Here is a 12,424-nt window from a genome sequence, read left to right as displayed (position 1 = left end):
AACTTGAGGATCCCAGATGCCGGGGAGCTCAAGAAAGGGCCTGAATGTCCCTTTCTAAAGAAAAGCCAGCCGACGGCCGTGTTGACGGCCCGCCGCTATTCTGGCGGCAATGCCCAGAAGATCGTTGTGGGGCGGGAGCATGACTCTAGTCAATAATAAGCTCAACTATACTGAAAATAATGTATAATATGTTCAGTACGGATTACTACCAGTTGATCTTTCTGTTTACTTTCGAGTCTGCCAACATGGTAGCCAAAGCAAAGCAGAAAATTGGTAGTAAGACGACACGGAAACTGCGCTTTGGGTATTCTACTCAAAGCTTTGCGGGATACCGCCATTCTGTTTGGACTCCGTCCCGCTAACGCGAATGGAAACAAACAGAATGCTATCGCTGCATAGTTGAACAGTGATGTTCAGCAGTGTTCAGCGTAAATGTATCAGCTTTCCTGTGGATCCAAGGTGCTGGTGGCTGCCCAGCCGACGCGGGGGGTGGATGTGGGGGCCATCGAGGCCATTCATCGCCGCATCCTGCAGGCACGGGATCAGGGCATGGGGGTGCTGCTGGTATCGGCGGATTTGAATGAGGTGATCAGCTTGTCGGATCGCATTTTGGTGATCCATGAGGGCCGCCTGGTAGGAGAACTCAGGCCTGAAGAGGCCACCGAAGAGCGGATCGGGCTGCTGATGGGCGGGATCCAGCATTAGACGAGGCTGGGGGCAGCTTGAGAAGACCCTGCCGCCCGTTCTTGGGCTAGGGCTGCTCGCCGTTGCTCCAACTCTTGAGGAGAGATGCGCCCATAGGTCACGCTCATCTCGGCCAGCCGCTGGATCATGTCCTGCCGCAGCATGTCCTCGCGGTAGCGCCAGGCCCAGTTGTTCTCGGTGGTGCCGGGGAAGTTCATGCGCGCCTCTGCCCCCAGCCCCATCACATCCTGCAGGGGAATGATGGCCAGGTCGGCTACGGAAGAAAGGGCCAAGCGGATCAGATCCCAATGGATGCCCCCGGATCCCTGGCAGCCCAAATAGCGCAGCAGGTTTTGTTTTTCCCACTCCGAGCGATCCGGGTCATGAAACCAGCCCACCACCGTGTTGTTGTCGTGGGTGCCGGTGTAAACGACAAAGTTGCGCTCATAGGCATGGGGCAAATAGGGGTTATCGGGCCCAGAGCCGAAGGCAAAGAGCAACACCTTCATGCCGGGCAAGCCAAATTGATCCCGCAGTTGCAACACCTCCGGCGTAATGTTTCCCAGATCTTCGGCAATCACCGGGATTTCCCCCAACTTGTCGGCCAGGGCCTGAAAGAAATCTGCTCCCGGCCCTTTTTGCCACTCCCCTTCCACAGCCGTTTCCGCATCGCCCGGAATGGCCCAGTAGCTCTCGAAGCCGCGAAAGTGGTCGATGCGCACACAATCCACTTGCTTGAGAATGGCCTGCATGCGTTTGATCCACCAGTCGTAGCCACGGGCCTTGAGCACTTCCCAGTTGTAGAGGGGGTTGCCCCAGCGCTGCCCGGTGGGGCTGAAATAGTCCGGCGGCACACCGGCTACTTGTAAAGGCCGTCCCTGTTCATCCAGGTGAAACAGCTCCCGGTTGGCCCACACGTCGGCACTGTTGGGGGCAACGTAGATGGGCACATCCCCGATGAGCTGCACTTGATGCCGATGAGCATACTCCCTTAGGGATCCCCACTGCTGGGCAAACAGATACTGCCAAAACATCTGCTCGGTAATGGCATCGGCATAGCGATCGCGAGCCTCTTGCAAAGCCGGCGGATCCCGTCGCACCAAGGCCGGATCCCATTGGTTCCACTCTTGCTCGCCGTACACATCCTTGAGGGCCATGAACAGGGCATAGTCGGGCAACCAATCGGCTTCGGCAGCACAATAGGCTTGGAAAGCTTCCCAATCGGGGCCGGAAGCTTTTTCTTTGAAGGTTGCCCAGGCGCGGTGCAGCAGGCCCAGCTTGAAGGGGATCACGGTTTCGTAGTCCACCCGCTCGGCAGACCCGGCTTGGATCGTTGGCCATTGGGGCAGGTCCTGCCAACTGTCGGGCTCTAGCCAGCCGGCTTTTACCAACAGCTCCGGGCTGATGAGCAGCGGGTTGCCGGCAATGGAGGAAAAGCTCATGTAGGGGGAGTTGCCCCAGCCGGTCGGCCCAAGAGGAAGAACCTGCCAGAGGCGTTGGCCGCTCTCCACCAGAAAGTCCACAAAGCGATAAGCCGATGGCCCCAGATCGCCGATACCAAATGGCCCCGGTAGCGAGGTGGGGTGCAGGAGGATCCCACTGAGTCTGCCCATGCGCATGGCCAAGCCCTTTTGCCCTAGGTGGTTTCACCGCCTATGCTGTCACTTCTGGAGCCACGGTGGACAGCTCCAGACAAGACAAAATTAGAACAAAGTTAAAAAATGAGCAGGATCCAAGGCCAAGACGCGCTTTTCCCTCTGGCCAGGGGATCCCGTCAGGCCACCTCGGGGGCAGGGCAGGCTTGGGCGTACCAGTTGTAGAGACCATCGCCGGTGGTGAGCCAAGTATGAGGGCGAGATTGGATGTGCTGCAAGGCTTTTTTCAGGGATCCCATCCGCAGAGGCTGCCCGACAATAAAGGGGTGCAGGCCGATGGCCATGATGCGAGGGGAGCGTTCCCCATCTTGCCAGAGTTGATCAAACTGGTCGATGAGGGCCTGGGCAAAGGCTTCTGCCGACAGGCGGGCGCTCAGACAGAGGCTGATGTCGTTGGCCTCCAGGGTGTAGGGGATCCCCAAGAGGGGGCCGGCGGCAGTTGGGAACCAGTAGGGTTGGTCGTCGTTTACCCAGTCGGTGGTGTAGCGGATCCCGGCAGCCTTGAGCAGGTCAAAAGTATTCTCGCTAACGGAAAACCCCGGTGTCAGCCAGCCCCAGGGTCGGGATCCGGAAACCTTCTCCAAAAGGGACAAGCTGCGCTCGATGAGCTCTTGTTCGGCTTCGCGGGCCAGGCCGCTGTGGCCGGTGGAGTTGTTCCAGCCGTGGGCCAACACCGACCAGCCGTATTGGCGGATCCCTTCGATGATGGGGGGGTAAAGCTGCACCATTTCTGCATTCAAGGCGGCAGTCACCGGGATCCCCAGCTCGGCAAACAGCTCAAACAAGCGCCAAATGCCCACCCGATTGCCGTAGTCCCGCCAGCCATAGTTGGCGATCTCAGGGGAGCTGGTGAGATGGGGTTGAATGGCTGTGCCCAGCTTGCCAAAGGTGAAGTGCTCGATGTTCATCACCACGTACACAGCCACCCGCGCCTGATCCGGTAGGCTTGGCAGATTTCGGCTGGGCAGAGCTGAGTAGGCAGGGGGCAGCATGTCCGCTCTCCAAAGCTTTGATGCTCACCAAGGGGGCAGGCTAGTCCTTTGATTTTCCTGAGGTCAAGGCCCGATGGCAAGCCTGCACTTCTGGAAGGGTGAATAGGCGACGAAAGGGGATCCCTGCTTCTCGGCAGCGGTCTTCTGCCCCTTCCAGCCGATCCACCAAAGCCAGGATCCCTTCCGCCCGGTAGCCGGCTGCCCGCACCCGTTCGACAGCCTTCAAAGCAGAACTGCCGGTGGTCACCACATCTTCCAGGATCCACACCCGACTGCCTGCCGGCAACTCCGGCCCCTCGATCCAGGCTTGCGTGCCGTGCCCCTTGGGCTCTTTGCGCACGATTAGGGCGGCTAGGTTGGCAGGCTCAGCCCTCAGGGAGGCCAAACTCACCGCCGTCACCAGGGGATCTGCCCCCAGCGTCATTCCGGCCACTGCCTCGGTTTCGGGCGGCAACAGTCGGTGCAGCAGGGATCCCACCCAATAAGCTCCTTGGGGGTGAAGGGTAACCGGTTTGCAGTTGATGTAGTAGGGGCTCTTCTGTCCAGAAGTGAGGGTAAAGGAGCCTTCTCGATAGGCCAGTTGGGCGAGGAGATACAACAGTTTCTCCCGCGCTTCCTCTGGGGAAAGGGTCAGGGGAGAGCAATCGAGAAGCAACACAGCAGGGATCCCCTTGGTTCAATGGCTGGCCAGAAAGAGCACTCAGGACATTTTATTATGCGGCAAATCTCCACCGAATCCAATCTCCCGTTTTTCGGCTTCACGGGAGGGATCCCTGTCACGCAAAAGATACGCCTGTGTTGGCTGGGGTCGATGTTGCTAAAAAAAGCTGTAGCCTGCTGGATACCTGAAAATCTGTTCAAACAACCACCTGGGGCATCATTTGCTCAACCAACAGAAGCAACGTGTTGGCAACAGAAGATGGCTCTTGAGCATTCAAAGTGGTGTGGGGAATCGCGCCATCTTGATTCCCCAAAATTAACAAAATGTCTTCTGGATCCCAGGCATTGGGTTGATCGACGTGGGTGATCCCAATCACGCAGGGGGCACTTGTTCTCACCTTCATAAAAGATTGAATGGCTTGGGCATTGCGAAATTGACCCGGCAGGTGCGCGGGCACCAGAAGAACATAGCCGTGGGCGCGCTTAATTAAAATATCCCACATAAAGTTAAAGCGAGACTGGCCGGGAGTACCGTAGAGATGCAGCCACATCTCTTCTTCATCCTCTCCAATTCTCAAGCGGCCGAAGTCCATGCTTACCGTCGTGGTTTTCTTCAGCTCTGCCACCTCGTCCGTTGCTTTGCAATCGGTGTCTACTACCTCAATCTCGCTAATCGTGCGAATAAAGGTAGACTTTCCAGCTCCCACCGGCCCTGTTACAACAATTCGCAAGATATTTCCCATAAACTGGCCTCAGACTAAGCTCTAGCGACAAAGCTGAATAAAACTCGGGGGAGTGCACCGATGTGCCGCACGGGAGGTAAAGCTATCTCCAGGTTGCTTCTAAGATAATCTAAAAAAGATACCAACGCCAGCTCTGCTCCAGAGGGATCCCAGAAACTCAAGCACCTCAGCCCAAGAAGGTAGAGAAATTAAGCAAGTAGAGTAAGCAAGAGCCCACTCTAACTCAAACAACTCAAATTAAACTGTTGGCACCATTGGCAATTAACCGTTTGAATAAAGCCTCGCTCATGCCTGTTTCCTGTTGCACGGCGTTATAGGCCACCTCAAGGTAGGCTTGCTCAATAAAGGAGAGGTCAATCATACAGACCTTGCTCAAGCTGGTGCGCAACTGCTCAGGCTTGCCTTCTTTCACCAACCGCCGACTGACCTCCTGCACAACTGTGGCCATAGCAGGCACAACATGTTGAGGGCCGATCCCAACGCGCACATGAACTATGCCAATCTTCCAGCGCCGCTCAGCGTATTGTGGCCCCCAGTTATCCATGCCCGTAAACATTTCCTTGAACCAGTCGGCAAAGGTTTGGCCCAGCCGCTGCCGGTTGTGCTTGGCTATCACTGCCGCCATTTCGGCATCGCGATCCAGATAGCCGTAAAAGGCGTCTGACATTTCCGCCGCGATACTGCCGCCCCAGTCAGCACTTTGCTGCAAAACTTTCTTGTCATCATCTGTGAATTGCGTGCGTGAGATCAGGACTTGGAGCAGCTCAGAAGGTTTAATGGCCATACTTCCCTCAACGTCAGGACAGAATCAAAAACTTAGCCTCCACATTTGATTTTCTTACTTCATTGCCTCTGCAATGCTTGCCGCGACTCGCTTAATTTCCAAAAAAAGCAAGCCCTGCTTGACTTCATGACTGGCAATTGTCAGCAAGACGGCATCGGGGCCACAACTGGTTAAAACCCCGTATCCTTTTTCCCCCTGTACAAAAACTCTCTCTATGGCTCCGCGCCCTAGCTCTCTCCCAATCCGTTCGCCCAAAGAAAGCATGGCAGCCGACATAGCAGAGGTTCTCTCTTCATCCATACCCACAGGCAGTGTGGAAGCTAAAGGTAGCCCGTCGGGGGTGACCACTGCTGCTCCCTGGACTTCCGGTGTGTTGGCAACATAGCTCTGGAGGATCGCCTGCAAAGAGGACAGATTAGCCATCCTACATCTCCCTGCTGATTCACTATTTCTAATGTTTCTACCCGAAAACCGAAAACATGACTGCAAATATCCCTATGCTTTTATTTTTCGCGCATGCCCTTGAGGAGGGTGGCTAATCGACTGACCAGAGAAGGCTTGACGGGGCCGCCCTCATCCTGGAGACCAGGCACCCTTGCCCCCAGCCTCTCCCTCACCGGCTCGGGATTCACCTCCTCAGCAATCGACTTGGACAGCTCCAAGTGACCAGACCGAGCCAGAACCGTTGGCCCCTCACAGGGGCTGATCAACCCCAGCTTGGCCAGACGGGCGCAGGCATAGCGCACCTCCAACAAGTCGGCCCCCAGGGCTTGAGCCAAAGCCGTCAGCTTGCGAGAAGGCGACACCTGCTCCAGGATCCCCCACTCCAGCGCAGAAAGTTTGAACAGAGGCAGTTCGGTGCTGGTACGCCAAAAGCAGCTATCGGGCTCTGGCAGGTCTTTTTCGGGCTGCTGCTCTAGCTTGAGCTGCTGCAGGGCTTCCAGGACGGCAGCGGTAGCGCTTTTGCTGAGGCCAGTCATTTCTCGGTAGGGCATGGGCACGTTGGGCAGGAAGCTGAACTGGCCGGATTCGAGGGCAAAGAGGCTGTAGAGGCCGGTTTGCAGTTGATGGCGGAAGAGCTTGGCCAGGGCTGCTGGGGTAATCAACCCTTGCCGCTGCAAGCAACGCCCCAGAGGCTCTTCCGAGCCGCAAAAGGAAGCCAGCTTCTCGACTACCCGCTCGCTCACCAAGCCAGAGTGGGCCAGCAGGCTCTCCAGGCGGTGTTCTTCCTGAGGTGGTAGGGCAGCAATGACCCGACCTTGGTAAAACCAGATCCTGTAGATACCTCTGGGCGCCCAAATACAGAGCTGTCCTGTTTTGCTGCCTCTCTCGATCAGCTGCAACAAATCAGGCAAGGAAAATTCTTGGAGGTCTCCAACTATGGCCATAAGAACTCTCTATGAACCTCGCTTCGATGGAATGGGTGAAAAATCAATGCTTCAGTGATTTTTTGGACATCCCTATTCTTGTACATGTACTCTCGGACAACAACCGTGTATCAACGGCTGTGTTCTTTGTAGCTAGGTACTCTGCGCGCCAGCAGTTACACTTACTATCCGGGAAAATCTATCAAGGAATACAATTAGGCAGCACTCGGAAGCCCTTCACAGAAGAGTTCTAGTTTCCTTTGTTTCAGCTTTGTGTTGGATCATATCGCTTCGTAAGATAGAACTCCTATTTTTGCTTTCTCTGTGAGCGGAAGTTAGAGAAAAGTTATAGACCCTTCCAAGTTCTTTACAAAGCCAGAAGAAAGCCAGAAGATTGTTTTTTTCCGTTAGGTTTACCTCACTTTTCGCGCATGCCCTTGAGGAGGGTGGCCAATCGACTGACCAGAGAAGGCTTGACGGGGCCGCCCTCATCCTGGAGACCAGGCACCCTTGCCCCCAGCCTCTCTCTCACCTGCTCAGGATTTGCTTCCTCAGCCACCGACTCGGACAGTTGCAAGCGACTGGCCGAAGAAGACCGAGCCAGAACCGTTGGGCCCTCACAGGGACTGATCAACCCCAGCTTCGCCAGACGGGCGCAGGCATAGCGCACCTCCAGCAGGTCTGCCCCCAGGGCTTGAGCCAAAGCCGTCAGCTTGCGAGAAGGCGACACCTGCTCCAGGATCGACCACTCCAGCGCAGAAAGCTTGAACAGAGGCAGTTCGGTGCTGGTACGCCAAAAGCAACTATCGGGTTCGGGCAGGTCTTTTTCGGGGCGTTGCTCCAGCTTGAGCTGCTGCAGGGCTTCCAGGACGGCAGCGGTGGCGCTTTTGCTGAGGCCAGTCATTTCTCGGTAGGGCATGGGCACGTTGGGCAGGAAGCTGAACTGGCCGGATTCGAGGGCGAAGAGGCTGTAGAGGCCGGTTTGCAGTTGATGGCGAAAGAGCTTGGCCAAATCTACGGGCGAGATCAACCCTTGCCGCTGCAGGCAACGCCCCAGAGGCTCCTCCAAGCCCCTAGCGACCAACTGGCTGACCACCTGCTCGTCCACCAAGCCAAAGCGCGTCAGCAGGCTTTCCAAACGATGCTTTTCTTCAGGGGTGAGGGCGGCGACCACCCGACCTTGGTAAAACCAAATCCGCTGAATGCCATTGGGTGCCCAGATGGATAATTGCCCTGCTTTCTTACCCTTTTCCATTAAATGCAACAGGTCGCATAAGGAAAATTCCTGAAGATCTCCAAGCATCGCCATACTTTTGCTCCCTTCACCGCTGCAAGATGCGCTTTCTCAGTATTTTCACGGTTTTTGCTTTGCTAAGTAAGAAACCAGAAGATGCGCTTACAGCTTGGTTTCGGTCTAATCTTACAACCAAATCCTCAAAAGTTAAAGCGGATTAATCTTTTTAATCAAATGTAATCGAAGTTGCCGAATTTTTGGCTTGGACGCAGCGGAAATTGTGTCAGAAGCTCGGTAAAACCTCGGAAGACTTAACGATCGATACTTAGTCATTCGTAATTTTTAACACTTTTTTAGCTGCGGCTACTCGAAGATCTACGGGGTACAAAAGTTCGCCTCAAGAGGAGTGAATTGAGGATTACACTGAGGGAACTCAAGGCCATGAGACCCCCAGCGATTGCCGGGCTAAGCCCAATGCCAAAGGGGGGTAGGAGCACGCCTGCTGCCACCGGGATCCCTACCAGGTTGTAGCCGACAGCCCAGAGGAGATTTTGCTGGATCTTGCGGAAGGTGGCGCGGCTGAGGCGGATAGCTTCCACCACATCCCAGAGGCGGTTGCGCATGAGGATGATATCGGCGGTTTCTAAGGCCGCATCAGTGGCTGAGTGCAGGGCGATGCCCACATCGGCTTGGGCCAAAGCCGGAGCGTCGTTAATGCCATCTCCCACCATGGCAACTCTCTGGCCTTGGGTCTGCAGGTCGCGGATGACTTGAGCTTTGTCTGCCGGGTGAACCTCGGCGATAACGCGGATCCCGGGCACTTGCAGAGCCTCAGCCACCTGGTGGGCCACCTCCGCCCGATCGCCGGTTAGCAAAACCACCTGCAGGCCCATTTTCCGGAGCTGTTGCAGCGTTGCCTGCGCATCGGGCCGCAAGGGATCCTGGGCTGCCAGCAGCCCCACCAGGGATCCCTCTACAGCCACGCCCACCACCGTTTTGCCGGCTGCCAGTAGCGCCTCGGCCTGGGCCTGGGTCTCCTGGGACAGCGGGATCCCCAAAGCAGCCAGCCCATCCAGGGATCCCAATACCACTGCCTGCCCTTCCACTTGGGCAGCAACCCCTATCCCCGGTTGGGTTTGAAACTCGCCGGCGGAGAGCAACGGCAAACCCTGGGTGCGGGCGGCTTGCAAAATGGCTTGCGCCAGAGGGTGGCGAGTGCCGCTTTCCACTGTGGCCGCCAGTTGGAGTAGGCGATTGGGATCCAGGGAGGGGTCAAGGCTGAGACAGTCCGTCAGGTGGGGATCCCCTTGGGTGAGGGTGCCGGTTTTGTCGAAGACCACCGTTTGCAAGCGATGGGCTTTCTCCAGAACATCTCCCCCTCGGATGAGCAAACCCCGCTCGGCTCCCAAGCCAGTACCCACCAGGATGGCCATCGGCGTAGCCAACCCCAAAGCACAGGGGCAGGCCACCACCAAAACGGCAATGGCCATCTTGAGGCTGCTGAGCAGGGGTGTGGGGTGAGGGGGATGGTCACCCAGATGCAGATGGGCGTGCAGGCTGAACCCCGCCAGGACGAAGTGCTCCGCACCGCCGCTCCCCCAAAGCGGGATCCCAATCCAGTACCAGAACCCAAAGGTGAGAATGGCCAGCGTGACCACCCCATAGGTGAAGTAGCCCGCCACCTGGTCGGCTATCCCTTGGATGGGGGCCTTGCGAGCTTGGGCCTCTTCCACCAGGCGGATGATCTGGGCCAAGGTGGTGTCTTTCCCGGTGCGCGTCGCCCGGCACAGCAGCAACCCCGATTGGTTCAGCGTTCCCGCCACCACGGGATCCCCCGCTTGTTTCAGCACCGGCAAGGGTTCCCCTGTCAGCATCCCCTCGTTGACCGTGGCCTGGCCGGCAATGACTTCTCCATCCACCGGGATCTGTTCGCCGGCCCGCACTTGGAGCCAATCCCCCACTCGCACCTGTTCGACAGGGCACCATTCTCCGGTTTGGGATCCCAGATCCAGGTTCCCCTCTGGGCTGGAAGCCAGAGATCCCGCCTTCTCTGCAAGCTGAACCCGCCGAGCCAAACTGGGACACAAGCTCACCAGCGATTGCAGGCTGCTGGCCGCCCGCAGGCGGCTGTGCTGTTCCAAGGCCCGTCCCAACAGGATGAAGCTGAGCATCATGACGGGCTCGTCGAAAAAGCACTCCCAGCCCACCTGAGGGGCCAACAACCCCACCAGACTGGCCAGGTAGGCCGATCCGGATCCCAAGGTAACCAAGGTGTTCATGTTGGGGGCCAGCCGCCGTGCCCCTCTCCAACCATCCAGGACAATGCCGCGAGCCGGGCCGACAAAAGTCAAGGTCGCCAAGCCCCAGTGCAGCCAGACATCATTAAGGAGGGGCAAGCCCAGACGGGCGAAGAGATCCAAGTGTCCGGCGGCAGAAATCAGCAGCAAAAAAGCGGCGGTGAGCGCTTGGCGAATGTGGTGTCGGGTCTGCTGTCGCTGCCGAGAGAGGGGATCCGCAGGCACATCCAAGGCTTCTTCCCACCCACCGGGAGGGGAAGAGGGATCTTGAGAGTGCTCCGCACCGCTGACGCGAACGGAACTCCCGCCGGAGAGGGCCTCACCCTCTGAACTGTAGCGGCTGGGAAACCCTGCCTCTGTCAAAATCTGGGCCAGGTGCTGCGGGTCGGGCCGGATCCCAGGGGCAAACTCCACAAGGGCCGACTCGGTAACCAGGTTAACGCTGGCCTTAACCACCCCCGGCTGTCTCAGCAGGGCCTGCTCAACGGTGCGAACGCAGCCGGCACAACTCATGCCCCCCACGTGGAGAATCAGGGATCCCGCCTGAGAAGGCGCTGTGGGCCCATTCTGGTCAGCCGGATCCCTTGGCCTGTCTGCTTTATGGGTCAAAGTGCTCCGCACTGCTGACGCGAATGCATCTGGGATGGCCATCTTTGTTCTCCCGTGGTTAACAGCCCCCTCGCCCTACTGGCCAGTTATGTAGCGGTAGGACAGGGCTCTACATCCCATTTTTTGCCAAACTCAATTGTAGGACTGGGATCCCGGCGACAAAGTGCTCCCCACCGCTAACGCAAACGGCAAGGGAACAGAAAGCAACAACTAGGCAGCGCGGGCAGGCGGGGACATAAAGCTGGGGGGAATGGACTCGGGAACATACCTTTGCAAAATATCCTCGATGGTCTGCATCGCTTCCGCATCCAACGACCAGCCCCAAAGGCCGGATATTGCCTCCAGATGATGGGGTTTGCGCGCCCCCCACAGTGCCACACTCACCCCTGGTTGATCCAGCAGCCAGCGCACTGCTAACTGAGCCAAGGTCTTGCCATAGCGATCCTGAGCAAACTGGCTCAATGCCTCTGCCGCCTTTAGGTACTGGGAGTAGCGCGGTTCAACAAACTTGGGGTCGATCCCGGCGCGCATGTCCCCTGGGGGGAAGGTGGTTTGCGGCGTCATCCGTCCGCTCAGCAGACCTCGGCAGAGGGGGCTGTACACCAAGGTGTGAATGCCGTGCTCTCGACAGTAGGGCAAGACCTCTGCTTCAATCTGCCGCTCGAACAGGTTGTAGGGGGGCTGAGCGGTGTGCAAAGGAGCCACCTGGCGAAACCGATCCATCTGTTCGGGGGAAAAGTTGCTGACCCCAATGGCGCGGATCTTGCCTTCCTGCAGCAGGCGCTGGAAAAAGGCGGCTGTTTCCTCCAGGGGCTCTAGGGGATCTGGCCAGTGTACCTGGTAGATGTCAATGACCTCCGTCTGCAGGCGGCGGAGGGAGTTTTCCAAATCCTGAGCTAGCCAACTGAGGCTGCAGTTGCGCACCACCTTGCCGTTGACCCACTGCAGGCCGGCCTTGGTGGCAATGACTAGGCGATCCCGGCAGCCGGCATCCCGGATGGCCCGTCCCAAAAGCACTTCCGAAAGGCCGCGGCCGTAGGCCGGAGCGGTGTCAAAGAGGGTGATGCCTAGGTCAATGGCCTTGCGGAGAGTGGCGTAGGCCTCCTCAGGATCTGCTGGCCCCCACCAATCCCCCGTCATGCTCCAGGTGCCCAGCCCCACGCGGCTTAGTTTTAGACCCGTCTCGGCAAGATCGATGAACTCCATGGCAACTTCTGCGAGGCGGTCTCCTCCCGCATGCTAGCAACCGTCAGCAGGTGGGCAGTCCCCCTTGCGCCAACGACCTCCCTCTTTTAGCTGCCTTGGGAAACAGCAACCAGGCTTTTTCCTCTGCTTGTTGGGGAGAGAGGCTCAGTAGAGTAGTGATTCCAGCTAGATCACTCACTGGTAGAGGAACTGC

At 57.6% G+C, this 12,424-nt stretch carries 11 protein-coding genes; 1 reads left to right on the top strand and 10 read right to left on the bottom strand.

The window, feature by feature from the left end; genetic code table 11:
• Positions 1–432 precede the first annotated feature (432 nt).
• Positions 433–705 carry a carbohydrate ABC transporter ATP-binding protein gene (locus tag CYB_RS07095; protein WP_011433104.1) on the top strand — a complete coding sequence of 91 codons (273 nt, stop codon included), beginning with the start codon at positions 433–435 and terminating at the stop codon, positions 703–705.
• Here the strand turns inward: CYB_RS07095 and malQ are convergent.
• The 10 genes from malQ to CYB_RS07040 form a co-directional block, all read right to left on the bottom strand.
• Positions 702–2,303 (bottom strand): 4-alpha-glucanotransferase, encoded by a 1,602-nt coding sequence (gene malQ, locus CYB_RS07090; protein WP_041436456.1) that lies wholly within the window; start codon positions 2,301–2,303, stop codon positions 702–704. The genes CYB_RS07095 and malQ overlap by 4 nt on opposite strands.
• Before the next feature lie 155 nt (positions 2,304–2,458).
• Entirely contained in the window at positions 2,459–3,331 is an 873-nt protein-coding gene (locus CYB_RS07085) for a polysaccharide deacetylase family protein (protein ID WP_011433102.1), read from the bottom strand.
• A gap of 40 nt (positions 3,332–3,371) precedes the next feature.
• Complete coding sequence (pyrE, locus tag CYB_RS07080) at positions 3,372–3,989, bottom strand: orotate phosphoribosyltransferase (protein WP_011433101.1); 618 nt, start codon at positions 3,987–3,989, stop codon at positions 3,372–3,374.
• Positions 3,990–4,188: 199 nt separating this feature from the next.
• Positions 4,189–4,722 carry a GTP-binding protein gene (locus CYB_RS07075; protein WP_238376716.1) on the bottom strand — a complete coding sequence of 178 codons (534 nt, stop codon included), beginning with the start codon at positions 4,720–4,722 and terminating at the stop codon, positions 4,189–4,191.
• Between the two features lie 244 nt (positions 4,723–4,966).
• Positions 4,967–5,518 carry a protoglobin domain-containing protein gene (locus CYB_RS07070; protein ID WP_011433099.1) on the bottom strand — a complete coding sequence of 184 codons (552 nt, stop codon included), beginning with the start codon at positions 5,516–5,518 and terminating at the stop codon, positions 4,967–4,969.
• Between the two features lie 54 nt (positions 5,519–5,572).
• Positions 5,573–5,941 (bottom strand): roadblock/LC7 domain-containing protein, encoded by a 369-nt coding sequence (locus tag CYB_RS07065; RefSeq protein ID WP_011433098.1) that lies wholly within the window; start codon positions 5,939–5,941, stop codon positions 5,573–5,575.
• 80 nt (positions 5,942–6,021) lie between these two features.
• Positions 6,022–6,906: a DUF4388 domain-containing protein gene (locus CYB_RS07060; RefSeq protein WP_011433097.1), complete on the bottom strand. Its 885-nt coding sequence runs from the start codon at positions 6,904–6,906 to the stop codon at positions 6,022–6,024.
• Between the two features lie 397 nt (positions 6,907–7,303).
• Complete coding sequence (locus tag CYB_RS07050; RefSeq protein WP_011433096.1) at positions 7,304–8,194, bottom strand: DUF4388 domain-containing protein; 891 nt, start codon at positions 8,192–8,194, stop codon at positions 7,304–7,306.
• 278 nt (positions 8,195–8,472) lie between these two features.
• Positions 8,473–11,067 (bottom strand): heavy metal translocating P-type ATPase, encoded by a 2,595-nt coding sequence (locus CYB_RS07045; RefSeq protein ID WP_011433095.1) that lies wholly within the window; start codon positions 11,065–11,067, stop codon positions 8,473–8,475.
• A gap of 168 nt (positions 11,068–11,235) precedes the next feature.
• Entirely contained in the window at positions 11,236–12,231 is a 996-nt protein-coding gene (locus tag CYB_RS07040; RefSeq protein ID WP_011433094.1) for an aldo/keto reductase, read from the bottom strand.
• Positions 12,232–12,424: the final 193 nt, after the last annotated feature.

Source organism: Synechococcus sp. JA-2-3B'a(2-13) (genome assembly GCF_000013225.1).
Lineage (GTDB): Bacteria > Cyanobacteriota > Cyanobacteriia > Thermostichales > Thermostichaceae > Thermostichus.
Note: the sequence above shows the minus strand (reverse complement) of the source record. Positions and strands in the feature narration are given on the sequence as shown.